Annotated in this window: 11 protein-coding genes; 5 read left to right on the forward strand and 6 right to left on the reverse strand. The window is 55.1% G+C overall.

From position 1 onward, the window contains the following. Positions 1-464: 464 nt before the first annotated feature. Entirely contained in the window at positions 465-2,186 is a 1,722-nt protein-coding gene (gene leuA, locus ACWAU0_RS16795) for a 2-isopropylmalate synthase (RefSeq protein WP_458137335.1), read from the reverse strand. Between the two features lie 160 nt (positions 2,187-2,346). Between leuA and ACWAU0_RS16800 the strand changes: the two genes are divergently transcribed. The 4 genes from ACWAU0_RS16800 (at position 2,347) to ACWAU0_RS16815 (ending at position 5,948) form a co-directional block, all read left to right on the forward strand. After that, positions 2,347-2,820, forward strand: coding sequence for an Lrp/AsnC family transcriptional regulator (locus tag ACWAU0_RS16800; RefSeq protein ID WP_319960727.1), 474 nt, complete (start codon positions 2,347-2,349; stop codon positions 2,818-2,820). 322 nt (positions 2,821-3,142) lie between these two features. Then, the gene (locus ACWAU0_RS16805; RefSeq protein ID WP_458137336.1) at positions 3,143-4,063 is read left to right on the forward strand and encodes an EamA family transporter; all 921 of its coding nucleotides are present in this window, start codon (positions 3,143-3,145) and stop codon (positions 4,061-4,063) included. A 278-nt stretch (positions 4,064-4,341) separates the two neighbouring features. After that, positions 4,342-5,451 (forward strand): NAD(P)H-dependent oxidoreductase, encoded by a 1,110-nt coding sequence (locus tag ACWAU0_RS16810; RefSeq protein ID WP_458137337.1) that lies wholly within the window; start codon positions 4,342-4,344, stop codon positions 5,449-5,451. Beyond that, on the forward strand, positions 5,448-5,948 hold the full coding sequence (locus ACWAU0_RS16815) for a GNAT family N-acetyltransferase (protein WP_458137338.1): 501 nt from the start codon (positions 5,448-5,450) through the stop codon (positions 5,946-5,948). Before ACWAU0_RS16810 ends, ACWAU0_RS16815 begins: the two co-directional genes overlap by 4 nt. A gap of 51 nt (positions 5,949-5,999) precedes the next feature. Here ACWAU0_RS16815 and ACWAU0_RS16820 read toward each other — a convergent pair whose 3' ends face one another. The 3 genes from ACWAU0_RS16820 to tatA all read right to left on the reverse strand — a co-directional run bounded on the left by ACWAU0_RS16820 (position 6,000) and on the right by tatA (position 10,926). Continuing rightward, positions 6,000-7,217: an efflux RND transporter periplasmic adaptor subunit gene (locus ACWAU0_RS16820; RefSeq protein ID WP_458137339.1), complete on the reverse strand. Its 1,218-nt coding sequence runs from the start codon at positions 7,215-7,217 to the stop codon at positions 6,000-6,002. Between the two features lie 6 nt (positions 7,218-7,223). Continuing rightward, a complete protein-coding gene (locus ACWAU0_RS16825; protein WP_458137340.1) occupies positions 7,224-10,400 on the reverse strand; it encodes an efflux RND transporter permease subunit in 3,177 nt (1,058 codons plus the stop codon). 298 nt (positions 10,401-10,698) lie between these two features. Continuing rightward, entirely contained in the window at positions 10,699-10,926 is a 228-nt protein-coding gene (gene tatA / locus ACWAU0_RS16830) for a twin-arginine translocase TatA/TatE family subunit (protein ID WP_458137341.1), read from the reverse strand. Positions 10,927-11,747: 821 nt separating this feature from the next. Here tatA and ACWAU0_RS16835 point away from each other — a divergent pair. Beyond that, entirely contained in the window at positions 11,748-12,824 is a 1,077-nt protein-coding gene (locus ACWAU0_RS16835) for a sigma-54 interaction domain-containing protein (protein ID WP_171695630.1), read from the forward strand. 32 nt (positions 12,825-12,856) lie between these two features. Here ACWAU0_RS16835 and ACWAU0_RS16840 read toward each other — a convergent pair whose 3' ends face one another. Beyond that, positions 12,857-13,324, reverse strand: coding sequence for a cupin domain-containing protein (locus ACWAU0_RS16840; RefSeq protein WP_445369441.1), 468 nt, complete (start codon positions 13,322-13,324; stop codon positions 12,857-12,859). 176 nt (positions 13,325-13,500) lie between these two features. Further along, the gene (locus ACWAU0_RS16845; protein ID WP_458137343.1) at positions 13,501-14,940 is read right to left on the reverse strand and encodes an aryl-sulfate sulfotransferase; all 1,440 of its coding nucleotides are present in this window, start codon (positions 14,938-14,940) and stop codon (positions 13,501-13,503) included. Between the last annotated feature and the right edge of the window lie 483 nt (positions 14,941-15,423).

Genomic DNA, 15,423 nt, shown 5'->3' on the forward strand with positions numbered 1-15,423 from the left:
ATATAAAAAGGTTTTTCATTATCCCGATTTCAGCCATGTATTCATACCATCGCGAATGCAGTAACTGTCCATGTTCGCTGATGATATGCCTCAATATCGCCAATAATTACGGAACTGGATGTACCTATACATGCGGCGCGAATGGTCGTCGAATGACTAGCGGTTTTACTTGAACTGAAACCGCAGCGTATTGCGCGCAGCCTGCTAATGGCAAAGGCAGCGCGACTTGAAACCGACTAATTGACGTTAAGCAGCTGTTCGACAGCTAACGATGTTGGGTTTTTAAAACAGTCCCCAATCCCTGTCCGCCCAAATTAATTCATTCCGGCTCGTCATAAATCTCCGATATTTTACGGGGCGGAGCGTCATAGTGCGCCGCGCTTCGAAACCGGCCGTTTAGTAATCGGGTACGCCGATTAGCAGCTAACGCGAGGAAATTGGCTTTGACGACCTGGAACGACAGATTAGGATGCGGAGTTTGCGGGTATCGGCGCTGGGGACGTGTTCAATTTTGTTAAATTGCATAAGCCCATATCGTCGGCCAAGCGATTGCAGGCGCTGATCAACGCCTTGATCGATGCGCTGACGATATTGGCGTCCATGCCGACGCCATACGCCGTGGTTCCGTTCGCTGTCGCCAGTTCGACGAAGGCGCAGGCCTGGGCATCGCCGCCGCTGCCTATTGAGCGTTCCTCGTAGCTGCGCACCGACACTGAGCCGTCAAGGCAATTTAAAGCCTGGACGGCGGCGGCTATCGGGCCGTTACCGACGCCGGTTAAGGTGCGCGGTTGTCCGTCCCATTCGATGTGCAGCTGTATGCTTTGGCCTTGGGCGTGCTCGAACAATTGATGGCACCGGTAACGCAGCGGCTTTGCCACATCGAGATAAGTCTGCGCGAACAATTGCCACAACGCTTCCGCGCCGATTTCGCCGCCGTGGCGGTCGGCGTGCTGTTGAACCACCCGCGAAAACTCGATCTGCAAACGGCGCGGCAGCACCACGCCGAAATGGCTTTCCAGCAAATGGGCGATGCCGCCCTTGCCGGACTGGCTGTTGATGCGGATCACCGCGTCGTAACCGCGGCCGACGTCGGCTGGATCGAACGGCAGGTACGGCACGTTCCAGACGCTATCGGGTTGCCGGGCGGCAAAGCCTTTCTTGATGGCGTCCTGGTGTGAGCCGGAAAACGCGGTGAACACCAACTCGCCGGCATAGGGTTGGCGCGGCGGCACGCTCAAGCCGGTGCACGCCTCGAAATCGCCCACCACCTTCTGGATGTCTGAAAAATTCAGACCCGGCGCCACGCCCTGGGTGTACAGATTCAAGGCCAGCGTCACCAAGTCCACGTTGCCGGTGCGTTCGCCGTTGCCGAACAAGCAACCCTCGACGCGCTCGGCGCCGGCCGTCAACGCCAATTCGGCCGCAGCGACTGCAGTGCCTCGGTCGTTGTGCGGATGCACGCTTAGGATGACGCTGTCGCGGCGGGTGATATGCCGATGCATCAATTCGATCTGGTCGGCGTAGACGTTCGGTGTCGCCGTTTCCACTGACGACGGCAAATTGAGGATGATCTTGTTATCCGGCGTCGCGCCCCAGGCGGCGCTGACCGCGTCGCACACCTCGACGGCGAAATCCGGCTCGGTGGCGGTGAAGGTTTCCAGGCTGTATTGCAGGCGCCACTGGGTTTGCGGCTGGTCGGCGGTTAATTGCTTGACCAATCGCACCGCATCAATGGCCATCGCCAACACCTCGGCTCGGCTCATGCCCAACACCAGTTCGCGAAAAGGCTGGGAGGTGGCGTTGACGATATGGACGATGGCCGAGCGCGCGCCATGCAAGGCTTCGACGGTTCTGCGGAGCAACGGCTCACGGGCGTGGCTGAGCACTTCGATGGTGACGTCGTCGGGTATCAACGCCTCGTCTATCAAACGGCGCACGAAATCGAAATCGGTTTGCGAGGCCGACGGAAACGCCACTTCGATTTCCTTGAAACCGATGCCGCACAAGGTGCGAAACAGACGCAGCTTGCGTTCGGCGTCCATCGGCTCGAACAAGGCTTGGTTGCCGTCGCGCAAGTCGGTGCTCATCCAGATCGGCGCTTGGCTGATCGTGCGATTGGGCCATTGGCGGTCAGCCAATGCCGGTGGCGGGAAAGGGCGGTATTTGTGGGAAGGGTCTGTCAACATGGCTTTTAACTCCTCAAAATGGTAGCCGATAGGGTAGACCAAATCGTCCGCCAGCCGATTGCGTTTATGCGATGTAAAAGGCTGAATGTTGATAGAATATTGCTGTAAATATCGATAATATTTTATTTTATTGTTTTTTTAAATGAATAGCGGGCATTTTATGGAACTGGATCGATACGACCGGCAAATCTTGAACATCCTGCAAACCGACGGCCGCATCAGCAACCAGGAATTGGCCGACCGCATCGGACTGTCGCCGTCACCGTGTTTGCGGCGGGTTAGAGCGCTGGAGGAGGGCGGCCTGATCGTTGGTTACCGGGCTTTGTTGGATGCCAAAGCCTTGGGATTGACGTTGATGGCCTTGATTCACATCTCGATGGACCAACACACGCCGGAACGTTTCAGCACCTTCGAAGCGGCGGTCGCCGGCATTCCGGAAGTCCTGGAATGCCTGCTGATCACCGGCCAAACCGCCGACTACCAGCTCAAGGTGGTGGTCAAGGACTTAGATGCCTACCAGGAGTTGCTGCTGAAACGCATCACCGGCATTGCCGGTGTCAGCGGGGTACATACCAGCTTTGTGTTGCGGCGGGTAGTGGATAAGACGGCGTTTTTGGTTGGGGAAGGGCTTTGACTATTCAGAACGGGTAGGCCGCTTCGTATAAACTGCGCCTAAACACGGCGACTGACAGCGGACCAGCCGTCTACACTTCGATAACTTTCAAGCATTTTCCTACCGTTAGGCTTTCGCATGGTACCAACCTCAATCAGCGGCAACAAAAAGTATTCGCCCCGGCCGTTACGCCTGTGTGTAGCAGGGGCGCAAGTAGCAGCCGAAATTATGAATCCGGCCGTATTTAATATGGGTACACCGTTCGAGCTGCGCCTGTCGAAGCCTGATTTGGCGCGTCCCTCGACAACTCCAGGGCGAATGGTAAAAGCCAGTCGTTTTAAGAATGAAAGCTAAGGTCTGGGCCGCGTTGTTGGCCGTTTATCTGGTGTGGGGATCAACTTATTTGATGATCCGTTTTGTAGTCGAAACATTGCCGCCATTTTTGTCCGGTGGATTGCGTTTTGTGGTGTCCGGCTTCATTTTGCTGGTTTGGCGGCGTCTGGTCGGCGATGCCTTGCCAACCTTGCGGCAGTGGCGTTCGGCGGCCATTGTCGGCATATTGTTATTGCTCGGCGGCAACGGCTTGGTTTGTTGGGCCGAACAAACCGTCCCATCCGGCGTCGCCGCCCTGATCATCGGCGCGGTGCCGATGTTTCTGGTAATGGCCGACGCACTCAGACCTAACGGCACCAGACCGACGCTGCGTGTACTGGTCGGATTGGTCATTGGCTTCATGGGGATTTACTTGCTGGTCGGTCCGACGGCGTTTTCAGACGGTATCCCGGTAAATCTGCCCGGTGTGGCGGCGCTATTGCTCGCCAGTTTGCTTTGGGCCTTAGGTTCAATCTACAGCAAAACTGCGGATTTGCCGAAGACGGCACTGATGACAACCGGCGCGGAAATGCTGACCGGCGGCTTTGCCTTGTTGCTGGTCAGTGCGCTAAGCGAACAATGGGGTGTTTTCAACCTGGCTCAGGTATCGGTTAACTCCTGGCTGGCCTTGGCGTATCTGATCGTGTTTGGCTCAATGATCGGTTTCGCCTCCTACGCCTGGTTGCTGCAAAACGCGCCGATCCCGTTGGTAGCCACCTACGCCTACGTCAATCCGCTGGTGGCGGTGTTTTTAGGCAACTGGTTCGCGAACGAACCGCTCACGCCGCGCGTCCTGAGTGCGTCGGTGATCATCATTGGGGCTATCGTATTCATGAATAGTGCGCGCGGCTCAAGGGCCAAGCCGGCAGCGGCGCGACGCGCGAGCAAATGACGGATCTCACTTTTTAAGTCCTGGAGCGGAAGCAAACGCCGAAATGCATTGAGGCTGTTTTCCGATAAACCAATAGTATTCCGGGCACGCTTGGGTTTTGCTTTATGACGGTTTGGATTTGGCTAAGCTTGCAAGTAATCCAAGCAGGTCGATGATTTTTAGAAATGGCCCCGCCTCTTTGTATGGCATGCGAAAATCAACGTCATTATCAAGCCGTGCCAAGCGGTCTATTATTGCTTGCCATTACTTTTCCCTGACATTCCACACCTCGCTTTGCCATGAAAATACTGGCTTTATCCGGCAGCTTACGGGCTGTATCCATCAATTCCGCCGTGCTGCGCACTGTGAGGCATTTGGCGCCTTCCTCTATCGAAGTCTATTTGTTTTCCGGGCTTGGCGACTTGCCTTTATACAATCCGGATTTGGAACACGCGCCGCCGGCCGTTGCCCTGCAATTACGCAACGAAGTGGCCGCAGCGGACGCCTTGCTGATCGCCAGCCCGGAATATGCGCACGGTGTTACCGGCACCATCAAAAACACGCTGGATTGGTTGGTGGCGTTTGAAGGCTTTGTCGACAAGCCGGTCGCGGTATTGAACGCTTCGCGGCGTGCCCATCACGCCGATGCAGCGCTCCGGGAAACCTTGGCCACCATGTCGGCCATACTGATCGAAGCCGCATCGATCACCTTGCCGTTGCCGAGCACCCACATCGGCGAAGCGGAGCTGTTGGCGATGCCGGAAATCGTTTCATTACTGACCGGCGTGTTAACCAAAATCCAACGCACGATAACGCTATTGCCGGAAATGAAACCCTTCCTGGGCAGCAGTGTTTATATCGATAGCCAACATCCGGCCATCGTCGGCCAAGCCGCAAAATTGGCTGAGGGCTGCGCCGATGAGGAAGCCATCGCCAAACGCTGTTTCGAATTCGTCCGCGACCAGATCAAGCATAGCTGGGACTACCGGCTGAACCCCGTGACCTGCAAGGCCTCCGAGGTGTTGATCCACGGCACCGGCTATTGTTACGCCAAAAGCCATTTGCTGGCGGCGCTGTTGCGCGCCAACGGCATTCCGGCCGGACTGTGTTACCAGCGCTTGACGCTAGACGGCGATCAGCCGCCTTATTGCTTGCACGGTTTGAACGCGGTTTACTTGCAACAATACGGCTGGTACCGGATCGATGCGCGCGGCAACAAGCCCGGTGTGAACGCGGACTTTTGCCCGCCGCTGGAGAAATTGGCGTTTTCGATTGTGAATCCCTTGGAACACGACTTGCCCGGTATCGATGCAGAACCCTTGCCGGCGGTCATTAAAGCACTAACCGAACACCAAACCGTCGAGCAGGTTTATCACAACTTGCCGGACCTTGCCGTTACTGAGCCATGACGACAAACTCGCCGTTGATCATCCGTACCGCCTTAGCGACCGATGCCGAGTGCGTCAGCCAACTGATTGGCAGCGTTGCCAACCGTTGTACGATTTCCCCTACTGGCGACGGTGCCGAGTTGTTTTATTCGAGCATCAGCCCGCAAGCGATTGCTAGCTACATCGCTAATGCAAATTTCCTTTATCTGGTGGGTTTGCTAAACGGTAAGCTGGCCGGTGTGGTTGCAGTTCGCGATGCCCGGCATCTTTTTCATCTGTTTGTGGCGCCTGACTGCCAATACCAAGGTATCGGCACGGCATTGGCGTTGCGCGCCATCACCTTATCGTTGGCCGCATGCCCGTCGGAGACCTTCACGGTGAATGCCGCGCTATCCTCCGTGCCGTTTTATGCTCGGCTGGGATTTCAGCCGCTGGGGCCTAAGATTGAGGACAAAGGCGTGGCATTTGTGCCCATGCAATTGCCAAGCTCAGCGTTAAACTCCCCATCGTGGCGATGATAGCCATTTCCCTGCCGGATGGCCCGTCCTGCCCCGGATTGCTGAAATATTTCACGATTTGCCGGGGGTTTTGTCCTTGGCTTTCTCCGCCGGTTTTGCTTGGGCTTCCACTACACCCACGGTTTCGCCTTCCACTAACAGATCCGAGGGGCTGGCGACCAAGGTATCGCTGGCGGAGATGCCTTCCAAAATTTCCAGTTCGCGGCCAAAATCGCGGCCCAGTTTTACCGGACGAAACGCCACACGATGTTCCGCATCGACCACTACCACATGCGGACCGGCTTGATCGATCACCAACACATTAGCCGGCACCACCAAGGGGCTGGATTTACCGGCGACGTTGATCGAGATCTCCACGTAGGAACCGGGCAGTAACTTTCCGTCTTTGTTGGGCAGGGCGATATCTACCTGCCGGGAACGATTGACCGGGTCCAGCGCGCCGGCTACATGATCCACATGGGCGCTCACCGGTTTACTTTGCGAATCGAGGAGTCTTACTGAGACTTCCTGGCCGGCCTTGATGTCGTCGGCATAGACTTGCGGTACCCAGACCGTTAGTCGTAAAGGGTCGGTTTGGGTTAACGCGAATAACTCCTGGCTGCCGGCCACGATCAAGCTGCCGACATCGACCGCCCGCCGGGTAATCACGCCGGAAAAGGGTGCGACGATGCGCCGATAGCCTTCGATATTTTCCAGGCGTTTGACATTGGCTTGCGCGGCAGAGAAATCGGCTTCGGCTTGCAGGAAAGCGCTGCGTTTTTCGTCGAACTCCTGTTGCGTGCCGCTGTCGCTGCCGTTCAATTGCGTCCAGCGTTGCAGGGTGGTGCGGGTCAGCTCCAGCCTGGCTTTGACTTGCGCCAGCGCGGCGCGCGCTTGCGCCAGTTCCTGTTCCAGCTCGGGCACGTCGATAACCGCCAACAAGTCGCCTTTCTTGACCTGATCGCCTATGGTTTTGTGCCAGGCGCTCAAGTAGCCGTTGCTGCGCGCATACAGTTGGGTTTCGGTGTTGCCACGCAAACTGGCGGGCAATACCAACTTGCGGGTCGCCTCGCCGCGCCTTGAATGCGCGGCGATGACGCTGCGCTGTTGGCTGGCCGCCGTTTGCGCCTGCAAGGTTTCCGCTTGCTGGAGATTCTGTGCCAGGCGCCAGGCGCCGGCCAGCAGGAGCAATAACAATAGCCCCAGACCCAGCCGTTTTACTACCAGCAGGGTGCGGTGCGTATGGTCGGTGGACGGTCGCGCAAAGGTAGAAGAAGGGATGCTATTCATATGATTTTAGGGAGTTACAAAGCTTGTACGATGCGAAAGGCGGTGCGCCAGCCAGCGGTGGGTGCCGGCAAACACTAGCGGCACGAACAGTAAAGTGGACACGGTGGCAAAGGCCAGGCCGCCGATCACCGCGCGGCCCAACGGCGCGTTTTGTTCGGCGCCTTCGCCCCAGCCTATGGCCATCGGCAACATGCCGACGATCATCGCAAACGCGGTCATCAGCACCGGTCTCAGCCGGGTAGCCGCCGCTTCCAACGCTGCCGTCACCGGCGGTACACCTTCTGCCAGACGGGTGCGGGCAAACGACACCAATAAAATGCTATTGGCGGTAACCACGCCCATGGCCATGATGCTACCGGTCAAGGCCGGAATGCTCAAGGTGGTGCCGGTCAAAAACAAGGTCCAGGCGATGCCTGCCAGTGCGGCGGGCAGGGCGCTGACGATAATCAGCGGGTCCAACCAGGATTGAAAATTGACTACCAGCAACAGGTACAGCATCACAATTGCTACGGCCAAGCCGGCTCCCAAACCGGTAAACGAACTTTTCAGAGTTTCGATCTGGCCGCGCACGCTCAAATCGACGCCGCGCGGCAAATGGCTGCGGCTGTCGGCAACCAGCGTTTCGATTTCTCTGCTCACCGAACCCAAATCGCGGCCTTCGACGCTGGCGTAAATATCGAACACGTTATTGGCGTTGTAATGCGTCACTGCGACGGGTAACACGGTGCGTTTCAGTTTGACTAAATTGCCCAGCAATTGCGGCTGGCCGTTACCACCGCCTACCGGCGTGCGCATCAAGGCATCCAGATTATCCAAGTCCAGCGGATTACCCATCACGCCGATATTCACCGAGTTGCCGTTAGCCGGATTCAGCCAGAACGACGGCGCGGTTTGCATGCTGCCGCTCAGAGTCAATAACAGGTTTTGCGCCAGATCGCGGGCCGATAAGCCCAGTTGCTGCAATTGTTGGCGATTCATTTCCAAATCCAATGCCGGCCGATTCATACGCTGGTAAATATGTGCATCGACGATGCCGGGAATTTGCCGCAATCGATTTTGCAAGGCGATGACCTGCGGCATCACCTCGTCCGGTTTACCGCCGATGAATTGGATGTCGATAGGCGCCGGCACGCCGAAATTCAAGGTCTGGCTGACCTGATCCGCGGGCTGGAAGAAAAATTCCAGGCCGGGAAATTGTCCTGGCAGTTCTGCGCGGAGGCGTTTGATATAGTCGGCACTGGGCGCATGATCGCCGGGACGCAGTGAAATCATGATTTCGGTATCGGCGGTTTCCACGGTGCCGGAATTGCCGAATAAGGTGTTGCGAGTGCTGTAGGGGCCGCCGATGATGTCGAGCAGATCGGCGATTTCTTCGGCGGGAATAATGCCGCGAATGACTTTTTCCACCGCATCGATGTGTTGCGGCATTTCCTCGATGCGGGTGCCGGAAGGCGCCCGGACATGCAGGCGAATCTGCCCGGCGTCCACGGCCGGAAACAAATCTTCTCCCAATAGCGGCACCAAACCCAGCGATGCCAGGCAAAAGCCTAGAATTGCCGAGCTATAGCGCAAACGGTGTTTCAGCAAATGGCTGGCCAGGATCAAATAATGGCCGCGAAACTGTTCGAAGCCGCGCTCGAAGGCGTGATGCAGGCGTTGAAAGCCTCTCGCCAGCGCGTTGGTCGGCGGCGCATCGGTATGGCCGTGATGGCCGGACATCACATACATCACCAGCGTCGGCACCAAGGTACGCGAGAGAATGTAGGAAGCCAGCATTGCGAATACCACCGCTTCCGCCATCGGTACGAATAGGCTGCGCGCCACGCCGGACAGGAAAAACATCGGTACGAACACGATGCAGATGCACAACGTCGAGACCAGCGCCGGCATCGCGATTTCCGCCGCGCCGTCCAAGATGGCTTGATGCGGGTTCTTGCCCAGCAGCATTTGCCGCTCGATGTTTTCGATTTCCACGGTGGCATCGTCCACCAGAATCCCCACCGCCAAGGCCAGGCCGCCCATCGTCATCAGATTGATAGTCTCGCCGACTAAATATAATGCGATCAACGAAACCATGATGGACAGCGGTATCGATACCGCGATGATGCAGGTGGTGCGCCAATTGCCCAGAAACAGCAGGATCATCGCCGCAGTCAAGCCGGCGGCGATCAGCGCTTCGTGCAACACATTGCCGATTGCCGCTTTCACGAATAGGGATTGGTCGAACATTAGCCGCATATTGATGCCATCCGGCATCAGGTCGAGCATTTTCGGAATGGTTTGCCGGACGTGCTCAACCACTTCCAGCGTCGAGGTACGACCAACCTTAAAAATGGAGGTCAGGATGCCGCGTTCGCCGTTTTGCCGGGCGATGGTGGTCACTGGGGCCGCGCCGTCGCGCACCGTTGCCACGTCGCGAACGAGCGTTGTCACACCGTTCACGGTGCGGACCGGCAGGTCGGCGAGCCGGGGTATCGCCGCCACTGCGCCGTTCAGGCTGACGTCGTATTCGTTACTGCCGATTTTTACCGTGCCGGTGGGCAGGATCAGGTTTTGCGCGGCCAGGGTATCGTTTAAATCGGCAGGCGACAGGCCGCGCGCCAACAGGGCCGGGGCGTCGACATCCAGCGTAATTTGCCGGCTTTTCGCGCCGAACGGATTCGTCATCGCCACGCCGGGTTTGGATTGCAATGCGGTTCTGGCGATATTATTCACCAGATCGTTGACATCGGTTTCCGGGACGACGCTACTGGAAATGCCCAACTGCACCAACGGCAGATCGGCCGCCGAATATTGAATGACTTGCGGCGGTGCCACGTTGGTGGGTAACGAGCGGTAAACCGAGTTGCTGCTGGACATCACCTGGGCGATGGCAGTGCGGATGTCGGTGCCCGGATGGAAAAATACTTTAACCACAGCCGCCCCGCCGTAAGACAAGGATTCGCTGTGTTCGATGCCGTCGATCAGTGCCATAGAGCGTTCGACGCTGGTGGTCAGGCGGTCGGCAATTTCTTTGGCGGTCATGCCGTTGTATTGCCAAAGCATCGCTACCACCGGAATATCGATGGTCGGGAAAATGTCGGTGGGCATTTTCCGTAACACATAGGGTGTAGACAATAGAATCAACAGCGCCGCCACGATAAAGGTATAGGGGCGGCGTAAAGCAATATTAACGATCCACATGGATTTTTCGGGAGATCCGATTGGTTAGCGAGGTCTGGCCGGTTTTAAAGCTAGCGTTTATCCGGCAAAGGCAATTTAGTGCTTGTCCCAAGCAAGTGCTATACCAAGCAATCTCCATCGGTTTTTACAAGCATAGTGTCCTGCAGGCGCTTGGGCTTAGGTGAGAACCAGCAACATAATTTTTTCCGGAAAATGTTCCAAGCTGTTGGTATGCAAACAGGCGGGGATCAAAAGCTGCTGCTCTGGCAGCAGGGCGCTGGTCTAAGCACGTTTAGCCTGAGAACAGCAACCCGGCGTATCAAGCCTTGGTGCGCTCAGCTTTACCTATCAACTCGTCGGATAATTCTTCCTGATAGAGTTGGGTGATCGCTTTGGCCTCTTCGGTTTCTTCACTTTCTTTTACCGCTGTACGAAATCCCTTGATAGCATCGCCCAAATCGGCGCCGACATTCTTCAAGCGCTTGGTGCCGAACACCAAGACCACAATCGCTAAAACTACTAATAGGTGGGGAATGCTCAAGCCCATGTTTTGCTCCAAAGTTGAAAGTTGCGGATGTTAGATTAAGTCGCTTAATGAGTTTGACTTAGTCTTTTCAAGGCGGTCTTCAGCAAGATAAGGGCCAATCTGCCGAGTGAGCACTGGAATAAGCCTAAGTGCCGCTGTGTTCCAGGCATATCAACAACACTGGTTTTAGTTACCGATCATAGAAGCAGGCGGGGCAACGGCAAGCAACCAAAAAAATGCTGATTTACAAGCATGACGCCAGCAAATGCTGCTGGTATACGAACAGGCCGCAACATAGTGGGCATGTTTAAGCAGTGATTTCGGCTGACCGGGCTTGTTGAAAAAGCCCGAGCTAATTGGATTGGCGCGAAAAAACGCCATGCCCGGCCAGTAAAATGCAGGCCTATGAAAATATGGTGAAATATCAACACTAAATCAGCAGATTATGTTGCTGTGGCAACATTTGGGTTTCACAAAAACCTGTAATCCTTTATGATGTGCTGAAAACACGAAGTGGCATGAACCATGCTTAGAGCCTGGTATCTCGCTGTTATTTTCCGAGCATTTTGTCTCCATAACATCCACTTCTGCTGACCGGATCGCCGGAAGCCAGTGTGTCCCCAAAGGACTGCTGGCTTTTTTTTGGTCTGTGGTCGGCGCTGGCGCCGGTGTGTGGGCTGACTTTGGGCACGGGTAAGGCTGATTTTTGTTTGGCGTTGGCGTATCGGCAGTTAATTTGCGCTGCCGCTGACGAATCACTATTTTTGACATCTCAGGAAAAGAGTTTTCATGGAACAATTTTTGAGTGGCGGCATCGTTGCTCGCAGTAAAGGGGAAACCGTATGACATTATTGGCATTTGACGAATTGCAATTACGACAGCTGTCGCACACGGTGCGGGCCACGGCGATGGTGTTCGAGGATCCGGTTTCACGAAAACTGTTGGAGCACATCGAGCGAATCGCGCCTAGCGATGCGACAGTGTTGATCATCGGCGAGACCGGCACCGGCAAGGAATTGGTCGCCAGGCATGTGCATGCACTGAGTAAGCGCGCCAAAGGACCGTTCGGGGCTCTGAATTGCGCGGCACTCAGTGAAAACCTGATCGAAAGCGAATTATTCGGCCACGAAAAAGGTGCTTTCACCGGCGCTTTAAATACCAAAGAAGGTTGGTTCGAAACCGCCAATAAAGGCAGTTTGTTTCTCGACGAAGTCGGTGATTTACCGCTGGGCTTGCAAGCGAAATTATTGCGGGTTCTACAGGAAAGGGAAGTGGTCAAGGTGGGCTCGCGCACGCCGTCGCCGGTGGATGTCAGAGTCATCGCCGCTACCAATGTTAATTTGGAAGAAGCGGTGGCGGCGTCGCATTTTCGCGCCGATCTGTATTACCGTTTTAATGTGGCTGCGATTCACTTGGCACCGTTGCGGGAACGGCCGGGCGACATTTTGCCTTTGGCCAGGCACTTTCTGAAGGTCTACGGCGACCGCCTGGGCTACGGCGAAATTAAATTATCGCCATCCACCGAGTTGGCCTTGTTAAATTACGATTGGCCCGGCAATATTCGTGAGCTGGAAAATGCCGTGCATAGAGCATTGTTGGTCTGCCCCGGCAATCGCTTGCGTCCGGAGGACTTTAAGTTATCCGGTGTGCGAGCTTCGCAGACCGGACCGACAGTTTCCACTTCGTCGCTGGAGAGTTCGCTACTACGTTTGTGCGAACAAGCGCCGCCTAAGTTATTCGATATTATCGAAGAAACCGTGATTCGTACGGCGTTCGAGTTTTGCGAAGAAAACCAGGTGCAAACTGCGCGCTTGCTGGATATTAGCCGCAATGTCCTGCGGCACAAACTAGGGCTGTATGGCATGTTGGCCAATGGTCAAAGAAAATTGGCCGTCGCCTACGAAGAAAGCGAAGAGTAATCTCAGCAAGCTCGCCGATGGCGAGCTGCCTGCTATTTTGCAGGGGCCGGGGTAGACGTCGCCGGGCCGATGCCGACAATCTGCAGAATCGTGTCTTCGTCTTTGGCACCGTCATAATGGATTTCGTTGCCGTAGTGGGTAACGAAGCTACCCGCCGGCACCGCTTGCAAATGCGCCGGATCATAATCCGTGCCGGTGCCTACCCACCAAGTTCCTGAAATCACGGTTATGAAGCGGTCGTTCGGGTGCGAATGCGGCTTGCTATTGTGATGAGCCTTCCACTTGTTCAGCACCACATACAGGCCGGGCTTGTTGGGATCGCCTACTAATACCGCGCTCTCCGAGCCGCTGGGGTTTGCCACCCAATTAATCTGCTCGGGCAGTTTGATGTTGATGGCTTTGGGGTCGAGTTCCAACGCTGCCGCCGAGCTATACGCGCAGCATAGCGCGACCGTCAAGATCGGTAGCGATAACGTTGGTCGAATAGGTTTACCTAACATCTTAGTCTCCAAATTATAGGTTGTTAGCGCCATGGGTTTCGGGGTATCCGGTTGTGGAGTGTCCGTTCCGTTAAACTTAATGGTAGTAACCCGTCTACCAAACATCACGACCGGATACCCCGAAACCCATGGTTTTAAAATTGCATACCGCGTACCTGGGTTTTTACCAAGTTGTTTTAAGGTTTGTTACTGGCTACCGGTAGCCGAAATTTGCTCAAATCAGGCGCAGTGACCGGATTTTCACTATGCGGTGTGCCGGCCGGTACCCAATCGTAAGGTACCGGTTGGCCGCGATATACCGAGTTGTTGGCGGTGGCCCGGCCGGTCAAAGCATCCTTACCGGTACGAAAATACGGATTGATATATTCCCAGACTATGTCGCCGTCGGTTGTCTCTTGAAATAAGCGTCCACTCTGGCCCTCGTCTATAAAAGTATTCCCGTTAGGCAAGCGGCGGGCAGCGCTGATATGGGTGCTACGAAACGACCAACTGGGGCCGCCCGAGCTCTCGCCTGTGTACTGCCAGACAATTTCTTTCTTGATCGGATCTATCTCCAATACGCGCGAACCACCGGTACGCGGCACGGGAGCCGGCGGATAACCGGCGATGCCTTGATTGTCGAACACTAATAAATTCCCGGCGCCGGGTAAGCCTTCCGGAATGATATGCGCATCGTGCTGGGCACTGATTTGATCGACCGGGCGCGGCACCTTGCGGGCTTGTTGTTCTTCAATGGACGCGGCTGGGTAGTGCGGCCCCAGGTTCCAGACCACTTTGCCGGTCTTTCTGTCAATAATGATGATGAAATTGGTGTTGCGCGCGTCGATCAACAAATTATCCGGATGAAAGCGCTGATCGCCGGCTGCGTACCAGTGGTTCGGGCCGACTACTTTCAGGTTGTTGACATGCAGATAGTCGGCGATCTCGGCGTTGCGGACCAATTTAAGTTCCGCGGGCGTAAAGCCAAATTCATTCAGATGTTCCGAGGCAATCCATTTCCAGACCACTTCGCCTGCCGGATTGACTTCATAAATCACATCGTCCAGTACCTGCGCTTGCTTAAACCCCTTAACCGGATGCACCAGGTTAGCTAACACCACCGTATTGCCGTTGGGCAGTCTGGCCCAGTCATGATGTTGTTGCGCCGCGCCGCCGGGGGCTTTGTCGCCAAAACGCCAGACGGTTTTGCCGTCCCAATCCAGCTCGGCAATGGTTTTGGTGATTTTCTTGCTAACTTGGCCGGGTACCAGGTCTGTGCCTTTGCCTTCGGTGGTTTCCTGCGTCACAAACACATGTCCCAATTTACCGCCGTTGATGGCGGGATTGATTAAGGTGCTGTGGCTGGCGGCATCCGGCCATTCGTGAACGGAATTTCCGTTTAAATCGATCAAATGTGCGATGTTGTCGCCGCCGCTGAACAAAACAAAAGAGTTATAGGCTTTGCTGGGATCGTAGCGCGTGGTGCCAGTGGGAAAAACACTCGGTCCCGATAATGCCGAGACGCTGAGGGCCGTGCCTAAGGCTATCAATGTGGCTTGTTGCCAAGTCTGGGATTTACGCGATGCCCGGGTTTTTTTGCCTCCCTGCGCGCTTGCGGAGGGTCTGATTTGTGTCATTTTTTATTCCTTTATAAATGGGTGTTTGCTATTGCTTTTGGTGTTAAGCAATGATCAAGCCAATATTTTGTTCTATCCGTATCGGTCACCAAAAATCTCGCCGCAAACAGTCATAAACTCTAAAAGGGCCGGTATTTCAAGGCTTTGTCATTAGCACGCCAGTGCTCACGCGCGGTATTTTTCCAGTAAGCCTTAGGGTAAACGGCAGATGGGGGCGATGGATTTGGCCAAACTTGTTGAGCCAAGTGCAGGCCATCAGCAAAAAGTATTTCCAATTCAGCAGACGTCACTCAGATCTGCAGCAATGCTCGTTCAGCCTAACAGCAAAGGCCGTTCATGTTGTCAGCAGTAGTTGTTTGAGTTTCAGCAGTGTTTGATAAAAACAGCGCGTGAATTGGCTGTTAATTTTTCCGGTTGATCACGAGTAATTAATTTAATTGTTCATATAAAACAGTATTTTATAAATATATTTTCGGGGATTAT

Source organism: Methylomonas sp. Uni0009 (assembly GCF_054188105.3).